Annotated in this window: 27 protein-coding genes; 24 read left to right on the top strand and 3 right to left on the bottom strand. The window is 33.8% G+C overall.

Going from position 1 to position 26,076, the window contains the following annotated elements; translation table 11 throughout:
- The first annotated feature begins 1 nt into the window (after position 1).
- The 12 genes from MUN42_RS07455 (at position 2) to MUN42_RS07400 (ending at position 12,767) form a co-directional block, all read left to right on the top strand.
- Positions 2-235, top strand: a complete 234-nt coding sequence (locus tag MUN42_RS07455) for a hypothetical protein (protein WP_243344039.1) — start codon at positions 2-4, stop codon at positions 233-235.
- Between the two features lie 7 nt (positions 236-242).
- On the top strand, positions 243-620 hold the full coding sequence (locus MUN42_RS07450) for an FMN-binding protein (protein WP_243344037.1): 378 nt from the start codon (positions 243-245) through the stop codon (positions 618-620).
- A 119-nt stretch (positions 621-739) separates the two neighbouring features.
- A complete protein-coding gene (gene manA / locus MUN42_RS07445) occupies positions 740-1,681 on the top strand; it encodes a mannose-6-phosphate isomerase, class I (protein WP_243344035.1) in 942 nt (313 codons plus the stop codon).
- Between the two features lie 186 nt (positions 1,682-1,867).
- Positions 1,868-2,959 (top strand): sn-glycerol-3-phosphate ABC transporter ATP-binding protein UgpC, encoded by a 1,092-nt coding sequence (ugpC, locus tag MUN42_RS07440; protein ID WP_243344033.1) that lies wholly within the window; start codon positions 1,868-1,870, stop codon positions 2,957-2,959.
- Between the two features lie 125 nt (positions 2,960-3,084).
- Entirely contained in the window at positions 3,085-3,600 is a 516-nt protein-coding gene (locus MUN42_RS07435) for a hypothetical protein (RefSeq protein ID WP_243344032.1), read from the top strand.
- 11 nt (positions 3,601-3,611) lie between these two features.
- Positions 3,612-4,586 carry an ABC transporter permease subunit gene (locus MUN42_RS07430; protein ID WP_243344031.1) on the top strand — a complete coding sequence of 325 codons (975 nt, stop codon included), beginning with the start codon at positions 3,612-3,614 and terminating at the stop codon, positions 4,584-4,586.
- Positions 4,587-4,595: 9 nt separating this feature from the next.
- Positions 4,596-5,537 (top strand): carbohydrate ABC transporter permease, encoded by a 942-nt coding sequence (locus MUN42_RS07425; RefSeq protein ID WP_243344030.1) that lies wholly within the window; start codon positions 4,596-4,598, stop codon positions 5,535-5,537.
- Between the two features lie 27 nt (positions 5,538-5,564).
- Positions 5,565-7,130, top strand: coding sequence for an ABC transporter substrate-binding protein (locus MUN42_RS07420; protein ID WP_243344029.1), 1,566 nt, complete (start codon positions 5,565-5,567; stop codon positions 7,128-7,130).
- Between the two features lie 75 nt (positions 7,131-7,205).
- The gene (locus tag MUN42_RS07415; protein WP_243344028.1) at positions 7,206-7,448 is read left to right on the top strand and encodes a DUF3502 domain-containing protein; all 243 of its coding nucleotides are present in this window, start codon (positions 7,206-7,208) and stop codon (positions 7,446-7,448) included.
- Between the two features lie 124 nt (positions 7,449-7,572).
- A complete protein-coding gene (locus tag MUN42_RS07410; protein ID WP_243344027.1) occupies positions 7,573-8,859 on the top strand; it encodes a beta-N-acetylglucosaminidase domain-containing protein in 1,287 nt (428 codons plus the stop codon).
- Positions 8,860-11,487, top strand: a complete 2,628-nt coding sequence (locus MUN42_RS07405; protein ID WP_243344026.1) for a glycoside hydrolase family 38 C-terminal domain-containing protein — start codon at positions 8,860-8,862, stop codon at positions 11,485-11,487.
- Positions 11,487-12,767 carry a glycoside hydrolase family 125 protein gene (locus MUN42_RS07400; protein WP_243344024.1) on the top strand — a complete coding sequence of 427 codons (1,281 nt, stop codon included), beginning with the start codon at positions 11,487-11,489 and terminating at the stop codon, positions 12,765-12,767. The genes MUN42_RS07405 and MUN42_RS07400 overlap by 1 nt, the downstream gene beginning before the upstream one ends.
- On the opposite strand, the gene MUN42_RS07395 is transcribed toward MUN42_RS07400, so the two are convergent.
- Complete coding sequence (locus MUN42_RS07395) at positions 12,760-13,491, bottom strand: MurR/RpiR family transcriptional regulator (protein ID WP_243344022.1); 732 nt, start codon at positions 13,489-13,491, stop codon at positions 12,760-12,762. The genes MUN42_RS07400 and MUN42_RS07395 overlap by 8 nt on opposite strands.
- A 40-nt stretch (positions 13,492-13,531) precedes the next feature.
- On the opposite strand from MUN42_RS07395, the gene MUN42_RS07390 reads away from it, so the two are divergent.
- The 4 genes from MUN42_RS07390 to MUN42_RS07375 all read left to right on the top strand — a co-directional run bounded on the left by MUN42_RS07390 (position 13,532) and on the right by MUN42_RS07375 (position 17,678).
- Complete coding sequence (locus MUN42_RS07390; protein WP_243344020.1) at positions 13,532-14,401, top strand: ROK family protein; 870 nt, start codon at positions 13,532-13,534, stop codon at positions 14,399-14,401.
- Positions 14,394-15,776 carry a glycoside hydrolase family 1 protein gene (locus tag MUN42_RS07385; protein WP_243344019.1) on the top strand — a complete coding sequence of 461 codons (1,383 nt, stop codon included), beginning with the start codon at positions 14,394-14,396 and terminating at the stop codon, positions 15,774-15,776. Before MUN42_RS07390 ends, MUN42_RS07385 begins: the two co-directional genes overlap by 8 nt.
- A 10-nt stretch (positions 15,777-15,786) precedes the next feature.
- Entirely contained in the window at positions 15,787-16,650 is an 864-nt protein-coding gene (locus MUN42_RS07380) for an ROK family protein (protein ID WP_243344017.1), read from the top strand.
- 257 nt (positions 16,651-16,907) lie between these two features.
- On the top strand, positions 16,908-17,678 hold the full coding sequence (locus MUN42_RS07375) for an ABC transporter ATP-binding protein (protein WP_243344015.1): 771 nt from the start codon (positions 16,908-16,910) through the stop codon (positions 17,676-17,678).
- A gap of 98 nt (positions 17,679-17,776) precedes the next feature.
- Here the strand turns inward: MUN42_RS07375 and MUN42_RS07370 are convergent, their stop codons facing one another.
- Complete coding sequence (locus tag MUN42_RS07370) at positions 17,777-19,222, bottom strand: nicotinate phosphoribosyltransferase (RefSeq protein ID WP_243344013.1); 1,446 nt, start codon at positions 19,220-19,222, stop codon at positions 17,777-17,779.
- 113 nt (positions 19,223-19,335) lie between these two features.
- Between MUN42_RS07370 and MUN42_RS07365 the strand changes: the two genes are divergently transcribed.
- A complete protein-coding gene (locus MUN42_RS07365) occupies positions 19,336-19,986 on the top strand; it encodes an HAD family hydrolase (RefSeq protein WP_243344011.1) in 651 nt (216 codons plus the stop codon).
- Entirely contained in the window at positions 19,987-20,466 is a 480-nt protein-coding gene (locus MUN42_RS07360) for a PTS sugar transporter subunit IIB (RefSeq protein ID WP_243344009.1), read from the top strand.
- A gap of 17 nt (positions 20,467-20,483) precedes the next feature.
- On the opposite strand, the gene MUN42_RS07355 is transcribed toward MUN42_RS07360, so the two are convergent.
- Positions 20,484-20,735 (bottom strand): SdpI family protein, encoded by a 252-nt coding sequence (locus MUN42_RS07355; RefSeq protein ID WP_347708768.1) that lies wholly within the window; start codon positions 20,733-20,735, stop codon positions 20,484-20,486.
- A 175-nt stretch (positions 20,736-20,910) separates the two neighbouring features.
- Here MUN42_RS07355 and MUN42_RS07350 point away from each other — a divergent pair, with 175 nt between their 5' ends.
- The 6 genes from MUN42_RS07350 (at position 20,911) to MUN42_RS07325 (ending at position 26,009) form a co-directional block, all read left to right on the top strand.
- A complete protein-coding gene (locus tag MUN42_RS07350; protein WP_243344003.1) occupies positions 20,911-22,059 on the top strand; it encodes a glycosyltransferase in 1,149 nt (382 codons plus the stop codon).
- Positions 22,040-23,053 carry a glycosyltransferase family 4 protein gene (locus MUN42_RS07345; protein WP_243344001.1) on the top strand — a complete coding sequence of 338 codons (1,014 nt, stop codon included), beginning with the start codon at positions 22,040-22,042 and terminating at the stop codon, positions 23,051-23,053. Before MUN42_RS07350 ends, MUN42_RS07345 begins: the two co-directional genes overlap by 20 nt.
- Positions 23,037-23,729 (top strand): hypothetical protein, encoded by a 693-nt coding sequence (locus MUN42_RS07340; RefSeq protein ID WP_243343999.1) that lies wholly within the window; start codon positions 23,037-23,039, stop codon positions 23,727-23,729. Before MUN42_RS07345 ends, MUN42_RS07340 begins: the two co-directional genes overlap by 17 nt.
- A gap of 183 nt (positions 23,730-23,912) precedes the next feature.
- Entirely contained in the window at positions 23,913-24,269 is a 357-nt protein-coding gene (locus tag MUN42_RS07335; protein WP_243343998.1) for a DUF2089 domain-containing protein, read from the top strand.
- Complete coding sequence (locus MUN42_RS07330) at positions 24,262-25,317, top strand: hypothetical protein (protein ID WP_243343997.1); 1,056 nt, start codon at positions 24,262-24,264, stop codon at positions 25,315-25,317. The genes MUN42_RS07335 and MUN42_RS07330 overlap by 8 nt, the downstream gene beginning before the upstream one ends.
- 317 nt (positions 25,318-25,634) lie before the next feature.
- Positions 25,635-26,009 (top strand): hypothetical protein, encoded by a 375-nt coding sequence (locus tag MUN42_RS07325; RefSeq protein ID WP_243343996.1) that lies wholly within the window; start codon positions 25,635-25,637, stop codon positions 26,007-26,009.
- Positions 26,010-26,076: the final 67 nt, after the last annotated feature.

The raw sequence follows: 26,076 nt of genomic DNA, 5'->3' as shown, positions 1-26,076 counted from the left end.
AATGACAAATATTAAAAAATATGCAGCAGTAGCTGCACTAGCACTTGCATTAACAGCATGTGGAAATAAAACTGAAGAGGCTGCACCAGCAGACAACGCAGCATCAACAGAAACAACAACAGAAGCTCCTGTTGAAGAAAATGTATCAACAGAAACAACAACAGACGCAGTATCAACAGATGATGCAGTAAGCACACCATCAACAGATGTAGTATCTGAAGAAGGATCAAACTAGGATTAATATGACAAATATTAAAAAATACGCAGCAGTAGCTGCACTAGCACTTGCATTAACAGCATGTGGAAATAAAACTGAAGAAGCTGCACCAGCAGATAATGCAGCATCAACAGCAACTAGCGGAGAAGTAGTTGGAGAAGCAACAGGTCAAGGTTACGGTGGAGAAATGAAAGTCACAGTAACACTAGACGGCGAAACAATTAAAGACATCCAAGTTGACCATAAAGAAACAGAAGATGTTGGAGGAAAGGCTGTTCCAGAACTAGTTGAAGCAATCAAAGCAGCTAACGGAACAGATGGAGTTGAAAATGTTTCAGGAGCTACAGTAACAAGCGAAGCTCTTAAAGCAGCAGTAGACGAAGCTATAGCTAACGCAAAATAATAAGAGAACTTTAGGCTACCGGGTATATATCTCGGTAGTTTTTTTACGCATATAGAAATTTACTTTTAACAAAGATTATATTAAGATAATAATAAGATGGTTTTTAATAAAGGGGTATGATGAAAGATATTTTATTTTTAGAAGGAAAATTTCAAGAGAAAATATGGGGTGGTAATAAGCTAAAAACTATATATGGTTTTGACATTCCTTCAGAAAAAACAGGGGAATATTGGGCCATATCTGATATGGATGAAATGAGTTCAACTATCTTAAATGGAAGCTATAAAGCTAAGAGCTTACAAGAAGTTTATAGGGATGATAGAGAGCTTTTTGGAAATCCAAAAAGTCAAACTTTCCCACTTTTAGTAAAGATAATCGATGCAAGTGATGATCTTTCTATACAAGTTCATCCAGATGATAAAATGGCAAAAGAACTAGAAGATTCAAGAGGAAAAACGGAGTGTTGGTATATCTTAAATGAAGATGTATCTTCAATAATTTATGGCCTAAAAGTAGATAGCAAACAAGAAGCTATCAAGTTAATAGATCAAAGACGTTGGAAAGACCTGTTAAAAGAAGTTAAGACCCACAAGGGAGACTTTTTCCTTGTAAAAGCTGGTACAGTACATGCTATAAAAAAAGGCTCATTGATTCTTGAGATTCAACAAGCAAGTGATATCACCTATAGGTTATATGATTATGACAGGAAAGATAAATTTGGGAAGCTAAGAGAGCTTCACCTTGAAAAATCTAAGCAAGCTATAAAGATTTTACCTAATAATCAAAATATAGATTTGATAAAAGATGGAAATTTAACTATGAGAATATTAACTGACAATGAGTACTTTAAAGTTATAGAAAAAACTATAAACTCATCTTACGATTTTTCTAAAGAAATTCCTTATAGTTTATTTGCTGTTATAGAAGGCTCTGGAGATATAAGTGTAAATGATAAAGCCTATAAACTTAACAAGGGCGACTTCTTTATTTTAACTACCAAGGTCAATGAATATAAGATAGAAGGGGATCTCACTTTAGTAGAATCAATAGCTAAAGATTAGATAGACGTTTTCAAAAAAATTCATGAAAATATTTTCAAAAAAAGTAGGTGAAATGACGAACTTAAGAAAACACTTTTATTTCAACGTTTTGCTTGCTTTTTTTATAAATTTATTATAGAATGGTTATAGCGAACCAATAGAAATGCGATTAGAAATCCTTTTCAAAAAGGTGTTAGAGGAGACGGTATGGCAAATTTAAAATTAGAACACATTGATAAAATTTATCCTAATGGTGTTCAAGCGGTATTTGACTTTAACTTAGATATTAAGGATAAAGAATTTATAGTATTTGTAGGGCCATCTGGTTGTGGGAAGTCAACAACCTTAAGGATGATAGCAGGACTTGAAGAAATTTCAGATGGCCATTTGTACATCGATGGGAAATTGATGAATGAAGTAAGTCCCAAGGATAGAAACATAGCTATGGTTTTCCAAAACTATGCCCTTTATCCACATATGACAGTTTATGATAATATGGCTTTTGGACTTAAGCTTCAAAAAGTTGACAAAAAAGAAATTGAGAAAAAGGTACATAGGGCAGCTCAAATGCTCCAGCTAGAAGATTATTTAGATAGAAAACCTGCTGCCTTGTCAGGAGGACAAAGGCAAAGAGTTGCTTTAGGAAGAGCTATAGTAAGGGAAGCTGATATCTTCCTAATGGATGAACCTTTAAGTAACCTGGATGCAAAGTTAAGGGTGGCAATGAGAAATGAAATCTCAAAGATTCATGATCAACTGGATACTACAACAATTTATGTAACCCATGACCAAACAGAAGCTATGTCTATGGCATCTAGGATTGTTGTAATGAAAGATGGATATATCCAACAAGTTGGAAGTCCAGAAGAAATTTATGATAGGCCAGTTAATGTATTTGTTGCAAACTTTATAGGTTCACCTCCAATGAACTTCTTTAATGGCAGGGTAGAAAATTCTCATATAATCTTTGGAACAGATGATATTCCAGTTAGGGATGAAGATAAAGATGCTATGAAAGCCTATGAAGGCAAGAAAGTTATTGTTGGCATTAGGCCAGAATCTTTTAGAGTAAACTCAGGAAGGCAACAAGATACTTCTATAACAGCGACTATTGAAAATATCGAGATGCTAGGTGATGAGTCTATTCTTTATGCCACAGCAAAGGATGCTAAAAGCCAAGTGGCTGTTAAAGTTCAAGGTAAACTTAAAGACTTGGCAAAAGGTGATGAAATTTATTTAGATGTTAACCTAGATGAGATACATTTATTTGATATAGAAAGTCAAATGAGAATTGTCTAATGCAAGGATTTTCAAAATCTTTAGCAAAGATTGGGGAAGTGATTTTATTTGTCTTTTTCTCAATCGTTTATACATCTATAATCCTTCTTCCAATAATACTTATAAATCTTTTGTTAAAAGAGCCATTGATAAAATATATACTTCTATTTGTACCACTTATTGGACTTTTAGGTTTTGCTCTTGAGAGAGAATTTATAAGTACAAGAGAAATTTTTGTAAATTATGGACTTTACGCTAAGGGAGACTTTAAGAAAGTCTTTGATAAGGATACTATAAGTAAGTATTTTTCTTATCTTGTAGTTTTTAGTTTATACTTTTACTCATCTGATTCCCTAAGGCTTCTAGAAGGAGAAAACTTACTGATAGGAATATTTAGACTATTCTTATCATTTATCTTAAGAAATATCATATTTTACATGATCTTACAAAACGCTTTTAGAAAGAAGGTAGATTTTATAGTAAATGTTAAAAATTCTACTATCCTTAGTTTTAAAAACCTTATCTATTCAATAATAGTCGGGCTCATTTGGGGCGTTTTTGAAAGACTTATGCTAAATAACATACTTTGGATATATCCTTTTGTAATAGTAATAGCCATAACAGGGGTTATGATCAATGAGTATTCTATAAAGAACTTATAAGGAAGGTTAAAATGGAAATAAAGAAAACAGATTTAAGAAAAAATGGAAAAAAACCCAAAAAGCCATTTAGCCAAAGATTTAAGAAAAACTTGCCTTTGATGTTATTTTGCCTGCCAGGTTTTATTTGGTTTGCAGTAATGAGTTATTTGCCAATGTTTGGTGTAATAATTCCTTTTAAAGATTATAAAGTTTTTTCAAAAAATTTTTTCTACAACCTTTTTCAAAGTGATTGGGTTGGGCTAAAAAACTTTAAGTTTTTCTTCCAAAGTAATGATGCTTGGGTAATTATAAGAAATACTATTTTATATAACGCAACTTTCATAGTAGTAAATATTGTCCTTGCTATGTTTACAGCTATAGCATTACATGAGTTATTAAATAGAAAGGCTGCAAAGTTTTATCAAACATCATTATTTTTACCATACTTTTTATCATGGGTAGTTATATCATATGCTGTATTTGCATTCTTATCACCAGATAAAGGTTTACTAAATGCATTGATAACTAGGTTTGGAGGTCATAGTATAAATTGGTATACTAACAAGTCTTGGTGGCCTATATTTCTTGTTGTTATAAATGCTTGGAAGGGATTAGGATATAATACTGTAGTTTATCTATCGGCCTTGTCAGGAATTGATAAAACTTATTATGAAGCGGCTGTAATGGATGGGGCTAGCAAGTGGGAGCAAATAAAATATATAACAATTCCAATGCTAAGACCGGTAGTAACAGTTTTATTTATAATGAGTCTTGCTAATATCTTTAGGGCAGACTTTGGATTATTCTATCAAGTTCCAAGAGATTCAGGACCATTATATTCAGTAACTAACGTTATAGACACTTATGTATTTAGAGCTTTGATGAAAAATGGAGATATAAGTTTATCTTCTGCAGTTTCTCTCTTACAATCTGCAGTTGGTGCTGTTCTTATAATAGGTGCCAATAAGATTGTTAAAAGGTATGACCCTGAAAGGTCTTTATTCTAGGAGGAAGATATGCAAAAAACAAAAGCTAGAACAAAAGCTAGAAATAAAAAACAATTTGATCCTTTAGCAGTATCAAAACCTGCTAATATTGGATTAAATATATACTTGATATTTTTGACAATATCTGCTATTTTACCTTTCGTATTTGTATTTATAATTTCAATAACAGATGAAAGTTATTTAGCAGTCAATGGATACAGTCTTTTTCCTAAAGAATTGAGTTTGGATGCTTATAAGATGGTATTTTCATCAGGATCATCCATATTAAATGCTTATAAGGTTTCAATATTTATAACAGTAGTAGGTGTAATTCTTGCTTTAATCCTTACAACTTTATATGCCTATGCCTTATCAAGGCAAGACTTTGAGTTTAAAGGATTTTTTACAAAAGTTTCAACCATACCAATGTTATTTTCTGGAGGACTTGTAGCAGGCTATCTGGTAATGACACAGGTTTTGGGACTTAAGGATTCAATTTGGGCTTTGATTTTACCTATGTTGTTAGGAACCTTTAATATAATAATAATGAGAACATTCTTTCAAACAAGTATACCTAAGGCCCTAATAGAGGCTGCAACGATAGATGGGGCTAATGAATTTCAAATATTTTTCAAAATAGTTTTGCCTTTATCCTTGCCGGTACTTGCAACTGTAGGTTTGTTCTTAACTTTGGGATATTGGAACGACTGGTATAACGCCATGTTGTATATAGATGATTTGGATAAAATTCCTGTTCAATATCTTTTGATTAGAATACAAAATTCAACGTCTTTCTTATCATCTAGAGGCGGTCAAATAGGAGGTGTAGCGGCACAAGCAATGAAGACTTTGCCAAAAGAAACTTTGAGAATGGCTATAGTAGTAATAACAACTGCACCAATAGCGATAACTTATCCATTCTTCCAAAGATACTTTATTAGTGGCTTAACTTTAGGGGCAGTAAAAGAATAATTCATTATATATTTGAAGGAGGAAAAAATGGAATTATTAAAGAAAGTAACTTATTCATCAATGGCTATATTATTGGCCTTAGGTCTATCAGCATGTGGTAATAATGAAAATACAGCTGAAGAACCTAGCAACGAAACCGAACAAACTGAACAAGAAACACCAGCAGAAACTGAAGAGACACAAGAAACAGAAACTGAAGAAGAAACAAGCGATAGTGGAGAAGTTGAAACAATTACTTACTTAAACATCGGTACACCTCCAGGAGGTAAAGATGAAGTAGTTGCTGCAATTAATGACTACCTAGATGAACAAGAAGCCGGATATCACTTAGATCTAGTTTTCTATGATTGGGGTGACTATGAACAAAAACTTCAACTTGCTTCATCAACAGGTGAAGACTGGGATATGGCATTTACAGCTAACTGGGCAGGTCCATATAAGACTTTAGTTGATCAAAACGCTCTTATGGACTTAACAGATTTAGTTGAAGGCAAAGAGTTTATGGAAAAAATCAACCCTGATATGATAAAGGGTGTACAAATGAATGGAAAAATCTATGGAATTCCTGCAGCTTATCCAGGAGCAGTTGCAGCTAACCAATTTGTATGGACCAAAAAATTTGTTGACAAATACAACATAGATTATTCAAATGTAAAAACTGTACAAGACCTTGAACCAATCTTAAAACAAGTAAAAGAAGAAGAGGGCATGGAATATCCATTCGGTATAGCTAGAGACTTCTTAGCTGCTTTTGCTGAACCTGTATATATGATAACAGATGGTATAGCTGTTAAAGAAGATGGAGATAAACTTACAGCTTATAATTTCTATGCTGACGATGTATATAAAAATCAAATTATGACTATGAAAAAATACATGGATGAAGGTCTAGTAACTCCTTCAGCTCCACAAACAGAAGCTGGCGGAACATTAGCAGAAGATGAAGTACTAGTTACTGAAGCTGAAGGTGAACCAGGCTCTGAAGCAGTATGGACAACTGAAACACGTGGTGAAGTTGTTTCAAATATAATTGGTGAGAATATAATAATTTCTAATGATAAAGCAACAGGTAAGATGATCTCTCTAAACTCACAAACAGAAAAAGCTGATTATTGTTTAGACTTTATCAATAGAATGTTTACAGATCAAAAACTTCAAGATATGTTATCATATGGTATCGAAGGCAAACACTATGAACTAGTTGATGGAAAGGTTAAAAAGTTCGCTGTAGAAGAAGTTGATGCAGGTAGTGACTATGATGTTCCATCATTTACATTCCTATCAGCATTTAACAGAACTCCATTAGCAGGAGCTCCAGGAATCGGAGATGAAGAATTCGACCAAGAAACTAAAGAATTCGAAGAAAAATTAACAGCTTCTCCAGTATTAGGATTTACTTTAGATAACTCTAGTTTTGAAGCAGAATTAGGAAATGTTCAACAAACTATAGCTGAATATGGCGTTAACCTTAAAACAGGTGCTTTCGATGAAAAGTATTATGAAGAATTCCTAGAAAAATTAAAGACAGCAGGAATCGATAAGATAATCGAAGAAGTTCAAAGCCAATTAGATAATTGGAATCCTGAAGCATAGAAAAATATAAGTAAAAGAAAAATAATACTAATAACTACAAGTCCTGATTCTGATACACCAGAAGCTAAGGAGAGTTTGGAGAAGTTTATAAGCAATATAAAACCTTCACCAATTCTAGGTTTTAACTTTGATAAGAAAAATGTTGAAAGTCAGGTCCAAAATGTAGAGCAAACTATCTTTGAATTTGAGAAGAATTTAAAGACAGGATCTTTTGACCAAGCTTATTATCAAAACTTTATGGAGAAACTCGATACAGCAGGTATCGATGAATTGATAAAAGAAGTTCAAAGCCAATTAGATAATTGGGATGAGAACTGACAATTATAGTTAAAGACTTATGTTGATGCATAAGTCTTTAATTTTGTAAGAAAAAGTGAAAGAAATTTCATTATATATTATTTTTGCAATAATTAAGAAAATATATTCAAATTAAGGAGCTTTTATGGAAAAGATAGGAGTAATAGAAGGGTTTTATGGCATTCCCTATACTTTTGAAGAGAGAAGGTCTATGATAGGGTTTTTATCAGATATTGGTATGAATACCTATGTGTATGCTCCCAAAGATGACCCCTACCACAATATAAAATGGAGAGATCCTTATCCAGAAGATAAGTTAGATCAATTAGAAAAGCTTGCAAAATTTGCCCAAAGCAAGCAAGTAAGATTTATTTGGGCTATACATCCAGGACAGAATTTGATAGATTTTGATAACTACGAAAGTGAAAGAGATAAACTTTTTAAAAAATATGAGAGCTTATATAACAAAGGAATAAGATCTTTTGCCTTGTGCATGGATGATATAGATAGAGATGAAGCTTATGAACAAAGAGATTTCCACCTAAGACTGGTTAGAGATATTTTAGATTTCATAAAAGACTTTGCGTGTGATGACTTACTTTTTGTTCATCCTTGGTACAATGAGGCTTGGATTGATAATAAGGGCAAGGAATATTTCGAAAAATTTAAAGGTCTTGATAGGCTATCTATTATGTGGACAGGATCTGATGTAGTCGTTCCCCTAAGTAAGTCTTCCAATGATAAGTTTATAGAGCTTGCTGGCAAAAGAGCTCATATTTGGTTTAACTGGCCAGTTAATGATTACCTAAGGGATCAGATCTTTATGGAAATTTTTGAGTTTTTTGATTCTAGAGATATAAATTATGATTCGATTTTAATAAATCCTATGAATCAATCGGAATTATCAAAGATTTCTATCTATCAAATAGGAGAATTTATTAAAAACCCGCTATCCTATAATCCTTTGCTTGCTTTTAAGAAGGCACTAGCCTATGTTGATGAAAAAGTAAGTGATGAGCTTCTAACAATATCTGATTCGTTTTTTGGATCGGGGGTTTATGATAGGAGTGAAAATAAGAAGTACCTAGCGGAAGCAAAGATAGCAAAAGCTTACAAGGATAAAGATAAAGATTTAATCCTAGAAGCTATAGATCAAAAACTTTACGCAATAGAGTCTTACTTTAAAAATTATACCAATGAGAAGCTCTTTGAAGAAGTAGAAGCTTTTTTCCTATCGCTTAAATACTTACTTTTAGCTATTAAAAATATCTTAGAAGAAAATAAAGATCTGGCAAGAAGTTTCTATCAAAAAAGTAAAGAACCCAAGGTCAGGGTCTACAAAGAATATTCTAATTTTATTGTAGAAGAAAGAGAAGTAAAGACATCTAAAATCTTAGAAGAAATTTATAGTAACTTAGAGGGAGTAGATTAAATGAAAAAAATCATACATGTAGTTAGCCATACACATTGGGATAGAGAGTGGTATATGCCTCACGAAAAACACAACATGAGACTTGTAGACTTGATTGATGATCTAATAGAGGCATTTAAAGATCCACTTTTTAAATACTACCAATTAGATGGTCACTATTTACCCATAGAAGATTACCTAGAAGTAAAACCAGATAAGAGGGAAGTTTTAACTAAGCTTATAAGGCAGGGGAAGCTTAGGATAGGCCCTTGGTATATTTTACAAGATGCTTTTCTAACAAGTGGAGAGTCAAATATCAAAAACTTACAAGTTGGTATTAAAAAAACTTCGAAGTATGGCAAGTCATCTATGATAGGATATTTTCCAGATACCTTCGGAAATATTGGTCAAGCACCACAAATATTAAAGAAGGCAGGCATAGGAGTTGCTTATTTTGGAAGAGGTGTAAAGGCTACAGGCTTTGATAATCTAGTAGTAGAAGATTATACATCTAAAAACTCCGAGCTAATATGGCAAAGTCCTAATGGAGATACTGTTTTAGGAATATTATTTGCTAATTGGTATTGTAATGGTGTAGATATCCCAGAAGAAGAAGTTGCCTTAAAAAAATACATGGATAAGAAAATAGAAGATATGGAAAAATACGCTTCTACAAGCCATCTTCTTTTGATGAATGGTTGTGATCATTCTCCTGTTCAAAAGAATATAGGCAAGATTATAAAAAAAGCTAATGAAATGTATGATGATTATGAATTTATTCACTCAAACTTAGACTACTATTTTGAATGTGTAAATAATGAAGTAAAAGATCTTGGCCTAGTTAAAGGAGAACTTAGGAGCCAAAACACAGATGGTTGGTGGACTCTCCAATCGACTTCATCTTCTAGGTATTATTTAAAAAAATATAACAAGACCTTAGAAAGAGACCTTGAAGAAATCATTAATCCGCTTTTTACTTTGTTTGTAGATAAAGCTAAGTACCCTTATGAGAAAATAGACTATCTTTATGAAAAGTTGATGCAAAATCATCCCCATGACTCTATTTGTGGATGTTCTGTAGATGAAGTTCATGATAGCAACCTTAGACGTTTTAAGGATGTTAGAGATGGGATAGATTATTTAAAAGATTTGGCAAGGGAAAATATAATAGCTACTACAAGGGCAGAAGATGATGGCGTAAGTCTAGCTATTATAAACACTCTCCCTTATGAAAGAATAAAGGAAGTTGAAATGGTAGTTAAACTTGATAAGACTTATTTCAGGGGAGATTTTGAACAAGTTTATCAAAGACTAAACAAGAAGGTTTATGAGAATTTGAGTCTTTTTGATAAAGATGGCAATGAAATTGCTTGTCAAATGGACTTTATAGGAACAAGATTTTCTTATGACCTACCTAAAAATGCCTTTAGAAAGCCCTATTATGCCAATGAATTTAACCTAAGATTTACCCTAAAACTAGGGGGTTTTGAAAAGAAAATCTTAACTTTAAAAGAAAGCAAGAAAGCTCATAACAAAAAAGCAGGAAGCTTTGATTTTGTAGAAAATAACTTCTATAAGATAGAAATAAATGATAATTCAAGTCTTAATATTTTTGATAAGAGAAATAAAAAGACTTATAAAAATGTCTTGGCAATTGAAGATGGGGCTGATATAGGTAATGAGTATATATATAGAGGAGTAGATGATGAGAAGAGAATATTCTCAGGCAAGCTAATTGATAAGCATATCCAAAGATTAGATGGCCTATATCTTATAAAACTTAAAGAAGAGTTTATCCTCCCTAAACAAGCAGATGAAGACTTAAGAGATGCCCAAATAAGGCTAATAGATATAAGTAGAAGAGTAGCTCATAGAGATGTGAATATAACTACTATGATAATTGAAAAAGAAATAAAGGTATTTGATGATAAGTCTAGTCTAGAGATAAAAATTAACCTTGATAACAAGGCAAAAGATCATAGGATGAGACTTCTCTTTGGCCATGATTTAGATATAGATGATCTATACGCTGAATCAATCTTTGAATGTGTAAAAAGAAGGGCTTATCCTCCTGAGACTTGGCAAAATCCTGACTATTCTCAAAACTTTAATAGGTATGTTCAAGTTAAAGATAAGGATGATAATGGCTTTAGTGTATCTGCAATTGGTCTTGGAGAATATGAAAATATAAAAGATCAAGGTCTTTACCTAACATTGTTTAGGTCAGTAGGAGAATTAGGAGATTGGGGAGACTTTCAAACACCTGATGCTCAACTTGTCAAAGATGAACTTTCACATATGGAATTTGATTTATACTTTGATTCTTTTAGTAAGGACTTCGAAGCTTCTAGAAAAAGAGTTTTACAAGATAGGGTTGACTTTTTCCCAGTACAATTAGAAAAAGGCTACGAAAACACTTATCAGGCAAAAAATTTAGACCTTGACCTAGGAGATAATCAATTCTCTACCCTCTTTAGAAATCAGGAGGGCCAAGCTATACTAAGAGTCTATAATCCATCTGATAAGGACAAGGACTTTAGGCTAGAAGATGGGGTAGATGTTGATATATTAGCAAAAAAAGAAATTGCTCCAGAAGATAAAACTAAGATAAGGGCTTTTGATATTAGAACTTTTAAATTGGAGATATGATGAGAGAAATAGTAGAAGGATTAATAAAAGAAGTAAGGGAAAATAATAGCTTATCTGAAGAGATAAAAAAGATATTTGAAAAAGCGATCAACAATACTTTCACTACAACTATGAGAGAAAGTGATAGGGGAGATGTCTTCGTAATAACTGGAGATATAGAAGCTATGTGGCTTAGAGATTCAGCAGGCCAAATTAGACCCTTGTTTTATATAGATTCAAAACAAGCAGATAAACTTATAAAGAAAGTTTTAGATAGGCAAATTTTCTCTATAGACAAGGATTACTATGCCAATGCCTTTAACGAAAAGGCTAGTGGTAGGGCTTGGAGTAAGGCAGATATAAGTGATTTTGATTCTCCTTGGGTGTGGGAAAGAAAATATGAGCTAGATTCTATTTGCTATGTAATGCAAACAGTCTACCTATATTATGAAAAAACCAAAGATGAGAAATTATTTGACCAAAATTTTCTTAGAGTCTTGGAAAATATGGTAGATATAATTGCCCTTGAACAAAGACATGAAAACTCTTCTTATGAATTTGAAAGAGAAAATCCTTGGGCAGCATCTGATAGCCTAAGAGATAGTAAAAGAGGTACACCAGTAGCTTATACTGGCATGTCTTGGTCAGGCTTTAGACCATCAGATGATTCCTGTCTATACCAATATTTAATTCCATCAAATGCCTTTGCTGTAGTTGTTTTAAGGAAATTATCTGAAAAATTGGAAGCTGTATCCAAAAGATTAGACCTAGCTTCTAAGATGAAAAAATTAGCTAATGAAATTGATGAGGGCATAAGGAAATATGGAATTATAGAAGATAAAGATTTTGGCAAAATTTTTGCCTATGAAACAGATGGTCTAGGAAATTATAATTTGATGGATGATGCTAATGTTCCTTCTCTTATGTCGCTTCCTTATCTAGGATATGTAAGTTCAGAGGATTCTATTTATCAAAATACTAGGGATTTTATCTTATCAGAAAAAAACAAAAATTATTTTGTAGGTAAGTATGCTAAGGGAATTGGAAGTGATCATACTCCTAAAGATTATATTTGGCATTTAGGTTTAGCTATTGAACTTATGACAAGTGATAAAAGAGATGAGCAAGAAGAGATTTTAAAAATATTTGAAAAAACACACGCTAATACTTATCTAACTCACGAAGGATTTAATAAGGATGACCCTAATGAGTATACAAGAGATTGGTTTTCTTGGTCTAACTCGATATTTGTCGAGGCCATCCTTAGATATATTGGCAAGGATATGATAAAGGCTAATTAAGATAGGCTTCACATATCATATCAAGAACTAGGATAACTGGAAAAAGTTTGGATATCTTATAGGAATAAGATGGATAAGAAGGAATAATAATCTTCTTATCAGAAAGTTTAGCTAGGCTAGATCCACTTTCTTTACTTATAGCTAAGATTGTGGCATGCTTTTCTTTGGCGAAATTTACTCCCTCCAAAAGATTAAGATTTTCACCGGTCAAAGATATAGCTATTAATAAGTCGTTTTTTTCTAGACTTTTTGTAAGAAGATTTATACTATAAGGCTCTTTGGCATAGTCTGTATTATGAAGCCCTACTTCTCCAAACTTATAGGTAAATTCATTGGCAGCAAGGCCGCTAGAACCAATACCTATCACAGCGATTTTACCAAAACTTGAAAAGGACTTTATAAAATCTATAAGATCTTTATCGAAAATAAAGATAGAATCTAGAATCTGCTTGTAAATTTCTTGGGTCTTGCTTTGGATTATCCTAGGTCTTTGTAAATATTTATATTTAAATTCTGAAAAGCCATCAAAGCCAAGTTTTTGAGCGAATCTAGTTATAGTTGAATTAGAAACTTCTAGAACTTTTGAAAAATCACCTATATTGTAATTTTCTAGATCTATCTGTGAGTTTTTAAGTGTGTTTAGAATGGTGTTTTCAGATTTTGAAAGGGATAAGTTTTTTGATGAAATTATATCCATTATAAATTCGTAAGTGTTGTTTGTCATATGTTACTCCTTAACAAAATTATAACATAAGGAAGGGATTATGTATTTAGTATTTGACATAGGTGGCTCAGCTATTAAATATGGGCTTATCAAAAATGAAAAAATAGTAAAGAAATCATCTATAAAATCTCCCCCAACCATGGATGAATTTCTAAGAAATATCAAAGATCTAATAGAAAAATTTATAGATCAATTTGAGATAGAAGCTATTGGATTTGCATCTCCTGGTAGTGTTGATACAAGCACTATGCAAGTTACTGGACTTTCTGCCTTGGGATATTTAGGAGAAAAAAATTTTGCAAAAATCATTGCAGATGAATATAAGCTTCCAGTTGCTATAGAAAATGATGCTAATTGTGCAGCCTTAGGAGAAGTTTTTTATAAAGATGTGAAAGAAGATTTGCTAGCTTTTGTTATAGTAGGATCTGGTATAGGTGGAGCTGTTATAAACAAAGGAAAGATCCTTAGAGGGTCAAGCTTTGAATCAGGAGAGTTTGGATATATGCTTTTAAGTGAAAGTGGCAAAAACTTATCTCAACTAGCAACTTTACCTAATGTATCAAGAAAGCTAAAAAAAGACTATGGAATAGATAAGGATACTTATTATATTTTCAAAAAATACTTAGAAAAACAAGAGCCTTTCTATAATGAAGTTGATAAGATGTTTACCTACCTTGGTATGGGAATTTATAATATAGCCTATACTATAAATCCTGATGTGATTTACATAGGGGGAGCTATATCAGAAGATAAAAATTATATAGAGAAATTAAAAGAAAAATTAGGAGATAATAGATTCAAAGGAGCTCATATAAAAATTAAACCAGTATCTTTCTTTAACGATAATAATTTATATGGGGCCTATGCTAATCTAAAAATTAAAATAAATGAAGGAGATAAAGATGATTAAATTTCCACAGGACTTTTTCTTTGGTTCAGCTACATCAGCTACTCAGTCTGAAGGAGCAGGAGATATTTTTGGCAAAAGTCCTAGCATTTGGGACTATTGGTATGAAATAGAGCCTTTTAAATTCCATAACAGGATAGGACCAAAATATACTAGCAATTTTTACTTTGACTTTAAAGAAAATGTAGACCTTATGGAAAAGACAGGCCATAATTCATTTAGGACTTCTATATCTTGGTCAAGACTTATACCTAAAATCGATGGAAGGGTAAATGAAGAAGCTGTCAAATTTTATAAAGACTACTTCAAAGCTATCAAAGATAAGGGAATTACACTTTTTGTAAACTTTTTTCACTTTGATATGCCTATGTACCTTCAAGAAATAGGTGGCTGGGCCAATAGAGAAGTAGTAGATAGATATGTAGATTACTGTCTAAATTGTTTTAAATATTTTGACGAATATATAGACTACTACTTTACTTTCAACGAACCAATAGTTCATGTTGAGTGTGGTTATCTTTCCCAATACCATTATCCGATGGAAGTTGATCCAAAAAAGGCTGTTCAGGTGGCCTTTAATACACAACTTGCATCTTCTCTAGCTATAAAAGCTTTAAAAAAGGCCGGGCTTAAGAAAAAGATAGGTATAATACTAAACTTAACTCCAGCCTACCCTAGGAGTAATAATGAAAATGATATTAGGGCAGCTGAATATGCAAACCTATTTGCTCAAAAATCTTTTTTAGACCCTTCTGTTTTGGGAAGTTATCCTGAAAAACTTGTAGATATTATCAAAAAAGAAAATCTTATGCCAGAATTTAACCAGAAAGACCTCGATGACATAAGAGAAAATACAGTAGATTTTCTAGGAGTAAATTACTACCAACCTCTAAGGGTTAAAGAAAATCCTTACATCTACAAAGACGATGCGATATTTACTCCAAACAAATTTTATCTAAATTATGATATGCCAGGCAAAAAAATAAATCCTTATAGAGGATGGGAGATTTATCCAAAAGCTTTATATGATATTGCTATAAATTTAAGAGATAATTATAACAACATTGAATGGTTAGTTAGTGAAAATGGCATGGGAGTAGAAGCTGAAGATAGGTTTAAAAAAGATGGAAGGATAGAAGATGATTATAGGATAGATTTTATGAAAGAGCACCTATTTTACTTAAATAAGGCTATGAAAGAAGGGGCAAATTGTAAAGGCTATCAAGTATGGACCTTCATAGACAATTGGTCTTGGCTAAATGCTTATAAAAATAGGTATGGTCTAGTTGAATATGATTTAGAAACTGGCAATAGAAAGATTAAAAAATCTGGCTACTGGTTTAAAGAACTTTCAGACAATAAGGGATTTGTAGAATAAAGGAGAAATTATGTACGGATCTGTTGAACTAGGTGGAACAAAGATAAGATGTGCGGTATTTGATGAAGATGGACAAATGCTTGATGAATTGAGGATAGAAACCAAAGATCCTGATTCAAATATAAAAGAGCTTGTAGATTATTTTAAAGACAAGGACATAAAATCTTTAGGCATAGGAGCCTTTGGCCCTATAGATATCGATGTTGACTCACAAACTTATGGTTATGTATTGGAAACTCCAAAAAGGCTCTGGAGAAATTATGACCTTTTGGGAAATATAAGAAAAGAACTTGACCTTCCGATAGGATTTACAACCGATGTAGGAGCAAGTGGGATAGGAGAATATAGATTTGGCGCAGGAAAAGATAAAAAATCTTCTCTTTATTTAACAATAGGTACAGGAATAGGTGGATCTTTTATCCAAGAAGGAAAGCTTCTTGAAGGCTACGCTCATCCAGAAATGGGCCATATAGAAATATCTAGAGAAGCTGGCGATGATGTTAAGTCTTTTTGCGATTACCATGATTCTTGTTTTGAAGGTCTCTGCGCTGGACCTTCTATAAAACTTAGGACAGGAGAAAATGGCCAAGACTTAGACAAAGACCACGAAGTATTTGACCTTCTAGCAAGATATATAGCTAAGGCATTAATGACCTACTCTTTAATCCTAAGACCTCATATAATAATCATAGGTGGCGGAGTAGCTAACAAAGAAGGCATGATAGAAAAAATAAGAAAAGAATTCGATAGGCTAAATACTGGCTATATAGACCTACCAGCAAGCAACGAATATATAGTATTTCCAGAACTTGGAAACGAAGCTGGATTAATAGGAGGCTTTGTTTTAGCAAAGGAAGCTTTAGATAAAAAATAAAGCATCACAAAGTTTAAAAGATGAGGTAAAATCCTTATCTTTTAATCTAATTTATTTATGAATTATCATCAAGTAATTATTACTTAAACTAAACTATAGAAAAATATTTTGAAAACTATGTAGAAAGTGTGAAGAAATTACCTAATGATAAGTGATATATATTTTTCCAAATTGCTCTTACAGCTTATACAGGATACTTAGCCTATATAGGTCTTGTTCCTGTAGGTACGATAGAAGCAACGGGAGCCTTAAATGGTGTGATATTTACAGCTTTAGGAAATTTCACATCTCAAATTTCATCGATTAGTAGCATTAGACCTATTTTTGATAAATACAAAAAATATATACAATTAGATAGTGATATGCGAGAGTTTGATAATCAAAATAATCATGAAGAAATATACCAAATCAAAAATTTGACTTTTTCATATGGAAATAAGAATATATTTGATAATCTAAATTATACATTTTTAAGAAATAAAAAATATTTACTAATAGGTGATAGCGGTAGTGGGAAATCTACTTTGTTAAAGTTAATGTTTGGCTACCTAACTACTTATAAAGGAGATATATATTTTAACAAGGAATTAGTTACTGAAAATAATTATGTTAATATAAGAAACCACGTCTTATATATTAATCAAGAGGCGTATTTATTCAACGATACAATTAGAAATAATATTAACCTAGATGATAATTATGAAGATGAAAAAATATTAGGAGTGTTAAATGAATTAGGCATGCCTTTATCTATAAAAGATTTAGATATGAATGTTGGAGATAGGGGAGCAAATATTTCTGGAGGGCAAAGACAAAGGATAGTTCTTGCAAGAGGATTAATAAGAAATCAAAAAATTATTTTTATTGACGAGGGAACATCAGCTGTTGATAAATTAGCTTCTGTTCAAATTGAAAGGATGTTGTTGCAAAGAAAAGATTTAACACTTATACTAGTGACACATAATGTTCATGAGGAGACAAAAAACTTATTTGATTATACCCTATACTTTCCAGAAAGCTTAAAATAATAGTTTTAATAATGGGGTGTCTAAAATTAATAAACCGTCCAAGTGTTAGATATATTCTAACGCTGGGACGGTTATTTCTTGTAGTTTTGTAACAAGTGTTATTTTCTTTTTGCCTCTAGGATTAAGTTTTGTTTTAGATTCCATAAGTCTTGGGATAGGTCTACGTAGTAGTTGTGAGGTTGGTCAAATCTTTTAACTTCTTCCCATTGGCTCTCGACTTCTTTCTTGCAGTAGTTACGGATCTCTTCTAGGGCTGGTTCGGTGTAAACTAGTTCGCCCTTATCAAAGATTTTAACTTGCATCTGGCGAGCCTTGTAGTTTTCCATCCTCTTCATCTTCCATGTATAGAGTGGGTCAAAAATTACCATGGCCTTGCTATCGTCGACTTCTTCTTCCTTTAGGCTTATATAGTCAGCCTCAGCCTTGCCAGTTTCCTTATCGTAGAGCCTGTATACTTTTTTGAAGCCTGGGGTGGTAATTTTTTCTACATTTTCTGATACTTTAATTTTTGCGATTAGGTCTCCATCGTCACCTTCTATGGCAGCGAGCTTGTAAACTCCACCAAAGACTGGGTCAGACTTGGCAGTTATTAGCCTTTCTCCTATACCGAAGGAGTTAATTTGTGCCCCTTGGGATAGGAGGGATTCGATTTTGAATTCATCTAGGGAATTGCTTGCAACTATTTTTGTATCTGTGAAGCCATTATCATCTAGGATATTCCTGATTTCCTTGGATAGGTAGGCAAGGTCACCTGAGTCTATTCTTACTCCTCCACTAAGTCCCTTTGGTTCGAGTTCTTCCTTGAAGACTCTCATGGCATTAACTATACCTGACCTTAGGGTGTCATAGGTATCTATAAGGAGGGTACAATTTTCTGGGTAAGCTTGAGCATAAGCCTTGAAGGCGTCATATTCTGTTGGGAAGGCCTCCACAAAGGAATGGGCCATAGTTCCACTTGCCCCAAAGCCGTATTTTTGGGAACTGTATGTGTTGGATGTTACAGGGGCTCCTCCTATAAAGGCTGCCCTTGCTCCCTTGACAGAAGCATCAGCTCCTTGGGCACGTCTTGCACCAAATTCCATAACTAGCCTATCGCCTGCACTTTTTACAATCCTGTTGGTCTTGGTTGCAACAAGGGAGTTAAAGTTCATGGATAGGAGCAGATAGGTTTCGATAATTGAAGCTTCGATGATAGGGGCCTTTACTGTAATGATTGGCTCGTTAGGAAACATAACTGATCCTTCAGGGAAGGAGTAAATATCTCCAGTAAACTTAAAGTTTCTCAAATATTCTAGGAAGCCTTCGCTAAAGTTGGTATTTTTCCTAAAGTATTCTATGTCCTCATCGCTAAAGGATAGGTTTTGGATGTATTCTATAATGTCGTTTAGTCCTGCAAAGATAGAATATCCTCCCCCATCAGGGTTTTTTCTGTAGTAGGCATCAAAGACTGCGATCTTATCGCCCATACCTAGGTTAAAGTAGGCATTTGCCATAGTGAATTCATAAAAATCACTAAGCATGGATAAATTTCTATAATTTTTCATAATCTCCTCTCAAAAATTCACGTATTAATCTCTATATACCCTATTTTATCACTTTTTATGAATTTTATAGAATTTATTGGTCAAAGTTAGTATCATTATAGTAAGGAGCTTATATGTATATTTTTGATATAGACGGAACATTGCTATATACTATAGATTCAATTCATTTTCATATGAATAAAACATTAAAGGAATTTGGCTTGGGTCAGGTACCCAAGGATAAGATAAGAGACTTTGTAGGTAACGGCCCAGTCGTCCTTGCTAACAAGTCCCTAGACTATGTAGGGGCAGGGGAAGATGAGGACTTTAGGCAAAAATTTTTGGATGCCTACAACCTGTCCTATGACATGGACCCATCCTACCTAACTAGGCCCTATGATGGTATAAGGGAAAGCCTCGATGCTATAAATCGTAGAGGAGAGGTCATGGTTTGCTTCTCAAACAAACCCCTATCTACTGCAAGGAAGGTCATAAGGGATGTTTTTGGAGATGGTTACTTTGACTATGTACTAGGCTACGACCCATCCTATGAAAGAAAGCCATCACCTGAGGGAATTTATATCTTGCAAGAAAGATTTAAGGCAAGATTATCTGACATAATTTACTTTGGTGATAGTGAAGTTGACATAAGATGTGGCAAGAACGCCGGAGTCTTTACAGTCTCAGTGAGCTGGGGCTTTAGGGATAGGGAGATCTTGGAGAGAGAGAAGCCTGATTTGATAATAGATAGGACTTCGGATATAAAGGATATAAGGAGGGCGTAGATGAGTAAGATAAAACTTGCGAGAATTGACTCTAGATTATCTCATGGGAAGCTTGTAAAGATCTGGTCTAAGGAACTAGGTATAAATACTGTAATTATTGCTAATGATAGCCTCCAAGGAGATGACTTTAGGCAAAAGCTAATGGACCTTACCATCCCTGATAAGGTAGCCTGCTATTATTTGAAGCTATCTGATATAAAGGGATTTTTGGATAGCCACTATGAAGATGTCTTTTTGATAGTAGAAAATGCCAGAGACCTCGAGCAAATAAAGGATGCAGGGGTCATTATCGATGAGATTAATATTGGAATAATCCATATGGCTATAGGCAAGAAGGCCCTCACAGAGGAGGTCGCAGTCGATAAGGAAGACCTTAGGATTTTTAAGGAATTTCTCGATGGTGGATCAGACATCTATGTAAGAAAAAGCCCCTATTCCCAAAGGATGGAGCTTGATTATCTCTTAAATAGTCAAAAATAAAAAGTGGTGCATAGGCATCACTTTAAATTGAACTTTTTTCTCATCCATAATTTTACTATGCCAAATAGCAAGAGAATAAAAAGTAAAACTAATATAGTTATAAGTATGGATAAGTAAGTTCTATTTTCAAAAAAATATAAGAACAAGGGAAAGACTATTCCGAAAAATAATATTCCCAATAATATTGCTATATTACCTGCAAATTTGTTGCCGTATTCCCAAGTCTTTTTTGAATAGCAGACTTCCCAAAGGTGAAAGCCTACTTCCATTTCTGGATAGTCCGAATGGAAAGATCTTAGAAATATGCCTATAAAAATACAAAAAGCCAGTAATGTAACATCGGCTATAATTAAAGGTCCCATATTTCACCTCACTTATGCTTACTATACCACAAAAATGAAAATTATTTAAAAGCGAATTTGCTTTATTATATATGAGGTTATTATGAAAATATTGATAACGAGCGACTTCTACTACCCTGTTGTAAATGGGGTAGTTCGCTCTGTTTTAAATTTAAAAAAATACCTAGAGGGTAAGGGTCATGAAGTAAGGGTCCTAACCCTATCCAACACGTTAAAGTCCTACAAGTCCAAAGGGGTCTACTACATAGGATCTTTGAGTGCGAGGAGGATTTATCCTCAAGCCAGGGTAACTAACATCCTATCAAAGACATATTTTAAAGAAATAGAGAGGTGGAAGCCAGACATAATCCATTCCCAGTGCGAATTCTCGACATTCATTATGGCAAAGATCATTGCCTATGAATTAGAAATTCCTCTAGTCCACACCTATCATACAGTATATGAGGACTACACCCACTACCTCCTTCCTATGAAGACTACTGGCAAAAAGGTGGTGGCCCTCGCATCTAAGAGGTTTGCCAACCTATGTGACAAGATTATAGCGCCAAGTGAAAAGACCTCTGACATCCTAAAAGGATACGGGATTGATCCAAAGAAAATTGTAGTAATACCAACTGGTATTGATATGCCGGAGATCTACAAGCAAGATAGTAGAGATATTCTAGGGATAAACCAAGATCAAAAAGTAATCCTCTACCTAGGTAGGATAGCGGAAGAGAAAAATATCGAAGAGATAATCGATTTCTACCAAAGGATAGCAGACTCTTCTATAAAACTCTACATAGTAGGTGGAGGACCTCATCTAAAAATTTTGCAAGATTATGATAAAAACCATGCCAAAAAACCAAACTTCCTTGGCATGGTAGATCCATCCCTAGTAAACAAATACTACCAGGCGGCGGATGTATTTGTTTCAGCATCAACCTCCGAGACCCAAGGTCTTACCTACTACGAGGCCCTAGCCAATGGCCTTCCAGTCCTATGTAAGAAGGATAAGGCCCTGGATGGGGTGGTATTTGATGGCTATAACGGATTTCAATATGAGGATTATGAGGACTTTGAGAAAAAGCTATTAAAAGTATTAGATAACGATAATTACAGGGATTACCTAAAGAGAAATGCTAGGTCTTATGCCCTTGAAAATTTTTCTATAAAATCTTTTGGAGAAAAATGCGAGAAGCTTTATAGGGAAGCTATAACAGGTTACAATTATGAAAGTTTTGATATATAGCAAGGACTATGATGTAGTCAAAGAAAGTGGGGTCGGTAAGGCCATAGACCACCAAAAGAGAGCCTTAGACAAGGTAGGCTTTGAATACACAACTGACGAAAATGATGACTTTGATCTTGTTCATATAAATACAGTTTTTCCTAGGTCAGTAGCCTTTGCCAAGAAGGCAAAAGATGAGGGCAAAAAAGTCGTTTATCATGCTCATTCCACCATGGAGGACTTCAAGAATTCTTTTATTTTTTCAAATAACTTGGCTCCCCTCTTCAAAAAATGGCTTATCCATTCCTACAAGAAGGGAGACCTAGTCCTTACTCCAAGCGAGTATTCCAAAAATATCTTGGAGACTTATGAGCTAGATAGGCCCATAGAAGTCGTATCCAATGGGATTGACCTAGACTTTTGGAAGAAAGAACCAGGAGATAGGGAGGTCTTTTACGAAAAATATCGACTCGATAAAAATCGTAAATCGATAATTTCTGTCGGCCTTCCTATAAAAAGAAAGGGAATTGATGATTTCCTAGATCTCGCTAAGAGATTGCCCCAATATGACTTCCTTTGGTTTGGTAAGCTTGATAAGAACCTTATGAGTCCAAGTATAGCCAAGGCCATTAAGGAAAAATCTCCTAATGTCTACTTCCCAGGCTATGTTTCATCAGATGAGCTAAGGCTAAGCTATAGTGGGTCAGACCTCTATGTTTTTTTGACCCACGAAGAAACTGAGGGAATAGTCCTCCTTGAAGCCTTAAGTACCAAGGCTGATATCCTAATCCGCGATATAGAGATTTTTGAAAAAGACTATGAGGATGGAGTAAATATCTACAAGGGCCACGACCTAGATAGCTTTGAGGAAAAAATCAAAGGGATTCTTGAGGGGGAGCTCCCAAGCCTTGCAGATTTTGGATACAAGAAGGCAGAAGAGAAGTCAATCGAAAACACAGGAAAGAAATTAGTAGAAATATATAGAAAGGTAGTTAATAATGAGATCGGTAGCTAAATTATTGGGCTTTGTATTTATGGCCCTCGCTATACCTGTTTTGGTAATGAGCCTAGTAGGACTATTTACAAACAATCAGATAGTCTTGATCATGAGTCAATTTGTGATAATGATCCTCATGGTCCTAGCCTTTACCAAGATTTTTGATATAGGTAGGCGTTATGAAAAAAAGACATCAGACTTAATAAAGAAGGCTAAAAATATAGACGAGCTAAAGAAACTTAGAGAAGATAGGGTATCTTATAGGTCCAAAGCGAGCATAACAAGGGAAATCTTGATGACGGAATTCTCAGAAGAAGAAGCTGAAAACCTTAGAAGATATACCAACACAACAGAAGATATGAGGCACTACTACTCAGCCTATATATCTAACTCTAAGGGAGACAAGAGAGAAGCTTACAAAATAAAAAGAGATAACTTTAACAAGAAATACAAAAATAAATTAAGGATTTATCCTGATTTTGAGGAAAACTTAAAGCAAGCCCTAAAGTGGGTGGGGCTATTCTTCCTCCTAGCCTTTATATTTTCCATGGTCAAGACCTACTTTAACCCAGGCATTAACCTTGCCTTCTTGATCTATGTGGTAGGACTAGTAGTCCTCCTATCCTTTATGATAAATGGAATAGTGTGGATAGTGAGGACAGTAAAATCCTATTGGGATAAAAAATTCCTATAAATACGGGGCTGTTGCAAAGCTATGGGATGATTTATTCATTCTGCAACAGCCCCTTTTACATACCTTACAAGATGTTAATATATAAATTAAAATAATTAATAATAGTAAAAATAATATTAAAATAATCAAAAAAGACTTTACAAAAACTAAAGGCGTAGTATAATTTTATCAAAAGGAGGATCTATGATTAACAAATGTCCAAATTGTGGTGGTGAGATGGTGATCACCTCTTATAGATGCAACAACTGCTATACAGAAGTTAGCGGTGAATTCGAAATCGATAAATTTCAAAGACTAGACGAAAAAGACAAAGAATTTATAGAGTTATTTTTACAAAAAAGAGGCTCAATTAAGGATGTTGGTGAAGAGCTAGGTATTTCCTACCCAACAGTTAGAAATAGAATAGATAGGATTGTCAAAAAATTAGGAGGCCAAGTCGACAAGAAGGCTGGCAGAATTGATATCCTAAATATGCTTGACAATGGTGAAATAACTCCTGAAAAGGCTAGATCATTATTGGAGGATTTAAAAGATGAATGAAGAAAAACAATTAATATTACAAATGCTTAAAGAAGGCAAGATAACAGTAGAAGAAGCAAGTGGCTTGCTTGAAGCCATTAGCGATAACAACAAAAACAAGTGGGACAAATTTTCAGATAGACTAACAGTGGCAGTAGATTCTATCATCAAAAAAACTACTGACACCATACAAAACTTCGATATAGACTCTGCAATAGACCTTACAATCCATACAGGAAAAAACGAAGTCAATACCGAAAAAGAATTAAGAATAGACGATGAAATCAACGAAATATCTATAGACATCATAAATGGATCTATCGAAATAGATAGGGCAGATGACTCAGCCATAACCATCAAGGAAGAAATTTACTCAAAGACCAACCTTGGTGAAGACTACTTGGATATAGAAGTTAATGATGATAAGTTAAATATAAGTGTCAAAGAAGAACACAAGGTAAGTGATGTGAGAAGCAACATTAAACTTAGCCTAGGCAAGAACCTTTATGATAGCCTAAGGGTTAATCAAGTAAACGGCAAGACCGAGATAAGCGATGTAGACTTTACAAACCTTGACATAGATACAGTAAATGGCAAGATTGTCCTAATAAATACTGCATCAAATACAAGTATAAAAAACACTAACGGTAAGATTGACCTAAAAAACATAAATGGTGCCTTGAGCATAGAAAATGTCAACGGACCTATCTACCTAACAAATATAGCGGGAGAGCTAGCGGAAGTATCAAACGTCAACGGAAACATTAGGATAGACGGACTAAGTGCCAACAAACTTCAAGCAAGCTCTAATGCTGGTAACATCAGAATCTTCAAAATTAGAAACACCAAGGCAATTGACCTAGAATCAGGCTTTGGAAATATGGTAGTAGATACAACAGACTATCAAGGCGACATAAGAGCTGATATAGAGAGCAAGGCCATAAATGTCACAGAAAAATTCGTAAACAAGATCCAAGATGGTAAGGGCTACGAAATAAGCACAAATACAGAAAAAACCGACCTACAAATCAAAGCAAAATCAGGATTCGGTAAGGTTTCATTGAGATAAGAAAATCAAAGACGGGGCGGGAGCCTCGTTTTTTTATGCCTAAAAGCTCAAGCAATTTTATTATATCTTATTTCGATTTTATAGATGGATATTTAAAATAATTTTCAATACTTCCTAAAAATTGACTAAATCTTGATTAGTATGACTTCTACTATAAGTAGAAAAATAAAGGAGTGATTTGTATGAAGATTTTAGTCATAGAAGATGATCTAAACTTAGTAGCTACTCTCAAAGATGTCCTAGAAAGTAACTGTTACATTTGCGGATGGACTGAAGAGAAGACTCATAATTATAAAGTATAAGAACTAGCATCGGAATTGAAATTTTATTTTCATGATGCTGGATACTTAGATGATGAAGGCAACTACCATATAAAAAACACCTTGCTCTTAGAAGATAAAGCTATCAGTGGTGATGAGAATGCAAGGATCTTGCTTGACCCATATTTTGAAAAAAATAGGAGCCTTAAGGACTTTGCAGTATGCATAGCAAAAGACTACTTTGGAGTTTATATAGATCTACTAAATGGAAATTTATGGGACGCCTTTGTTAGTGAAGTTCAAAGTGAAGCACGGGATGCAGCTGCCAAGATTGTATTAAAAGCTTTGGGGAAATCTATCTCCAAATTAAGCATAATATCTACAGCGGGTGAATTGGATGTGGCTGCGTATAATTGTAGGGGCGAATGGTAGGAAGCATATAAAATATCTATTAAAGTCCTTGTTTGGTTGTAAGTCGGGGTTATTCCTGGCTTATTTT

It is taken from the genome of Anaerococcus sp. AGMB09787 (genome assembly GCF_022808955.1).
In the GTDB taxonomy this organism is placed as follows: domain Bacteria; phylum Bacillota; class Clostridia; order Tissierellales; family Peptoniphilaceae; genus Anaerococcus.
Note: the sequence above shows the minus strand (reverse complement) of the source record. Positions and strands in the feature narration are given on the sequence as shown.

Excerpts from the sequence above, each read along its gene's own strand:
- MUN42_RS07455 (WP_243344039.1), top strand. The coding sequence starts at position 2 with ATGACAAATATTAAAAAATATGCAGCAGTAGCTGCACTAGCACTTGCA.
- MUN42_RS07450 (WP_243344037.1), top strand. The coding sequence starts at position 243 with ATGACAAATATTAAAAAATACGCAGCAGTAGCTGCACTAGCACTTGCA.
- manA (WP_243344035.1), top strand. The coding sequence starts at position 740 with ATGAAAGATATTTTATTTTTAGAAGGAAAATTTCAAGAGAAAATATGG.
- ugpC (WP_243344033.1), top strand. The coding sequence starts at position 1,868 with ATGGCAAATTTAAAATTAGAACACATTGATAAAATTTATCCTAATGGT.
- MUN42_RS07430 (WP_243344031.1), top strand. The coding sequence starts at position 3,612 with ATGGAAATAAAGAAAACAGATTTAAGAAAAAATGGAAAAAAACCCAAA.
- MUN42_RS07425 (WP_243344030.1), top strand. The coding sequence starts at position 4,596 with ATGCAAAAAACAAAAGCTAGAACAAAAGCTAGAAATAAAAAACAATTT.
- MUN42_RS07420 (WP_243344029.1), top strand. The coding sequence starts at position 5,565 with ATGGAATTATTAAAGAAAGTAACTTATTCATCAATGGCTATATTATTG.
- MUN42_RS07410 (WP_243344027.1), top strand. The coding sequence starts at position 7,573 with ATGGAAAAGATAGGAGTAATAGAAGGGTTTTATGGCATTCCCTATACT.
- MUN42_RS07405 (WP_243344026.1), top strand. The coding sequence starts at position 8,860 with ATGAAAAAAATCATACATGTAGTTAGCCATACACATTGGGATAGAGAG.
- MUN42_RS07400 (WP_243344024.1), top strand. The coding sequence starts at position 11,487 with ATGAGAGAAATAGTAGAAGGATTAATAAAAGAAGTAAGGGAAAATAAT.
- MUN42_RS07395 (WP_243344022.1), bottom strand. The coding sequence starts at position 13,491 with ATGACAAACAACACTTACGAATTTATAATGGATATAATTTCATCAAAA.
- MUN42_RS07390 (WP_243344020.1), top strand. The coding sequence starts at position 13,532 with ATGTATTTAGTATTTGACATAGGTGGCTCAGCTATTAAATATGGGCTT.
- MUN42_RS07385 (WP_243344019.1), top strand. The coding sequence starts at position 14,394 with ATGATTAAATTTCCACAGGACTTTTTCTTTGGTTCAGCTACATCAGCT.
- MUN42_RS07380 (WP_243344017.1), top strand. The coding sequence starts at position 15,787 with ATGTACGGATCTGTTGAACTAGGTGGAACAAAGATAAGATGTGCGGTA.
- MUN42_RS07370 (WP_243344013.1), bottom strand. The coding sequence starts at position 19,222 with ATGAAAAATTATAGAAATTTATCCATGCTTAGTGATTTTTATGAATTC.
- MUN42_RS07365 (WP_243344011.1), top strand. The coding sequence starts at position 19,336 with ATGTATATTTTTGATATAGACGGAACATTGCTATATACTATAGATTCA.
- MUN42_RS07360 (WP_243344009.1), top strand. The coding sequence starts at position 19,987 with ATGAGTAAGATAAAACTTGCGAGAATTGACTCTAGATTATCTCATGGG.
- MUN42_RS07355 (WP_347708768.1), bottom strand. The coding sequence starts at position 20,735 with ATGGAAGTAGGCTTTCACCTTTGGGAAGTCTGCTATTCAAAAAAGACT.
- MUN42_RS07350 (WP_243344003.1), top strand. The coding sequence starts at position 20,911 with ATGAAAATATTGATAACGAGCGACTTCTACTACCCTGTTGTAAATGGG.
- MUN42_RS07345 (WP_243344001.1), top strand. The coding sequence starts at position 22,040 with ATGAAAGTTTTGATATATAGCAAGGACTATGATGTAGTCAAAGAAAGT.
- MUN42_RS07340 (WP_243343999.1), top strand. The coding sequence starts at position 23,037 with ATGAGATCGGTAGCTAAATTATTGGGCTTTGTATTTATGGCCCTCGCT.
- MUN42_RS07335 (WP_243343998.1), top strand. The coding sequence starts at position 23,913 with ATGATTAACAAATGTCCAAATTGTGGTGGTGAGATGGTGATCACCTCT.
- MUN42_RS07330 (WP_243343997.1), top strand. The coding sequence starts at position 24,262 with ATGAATGAAGAAAAACAATTAATATTACAAATGCTTAAAGAAGGCAAG.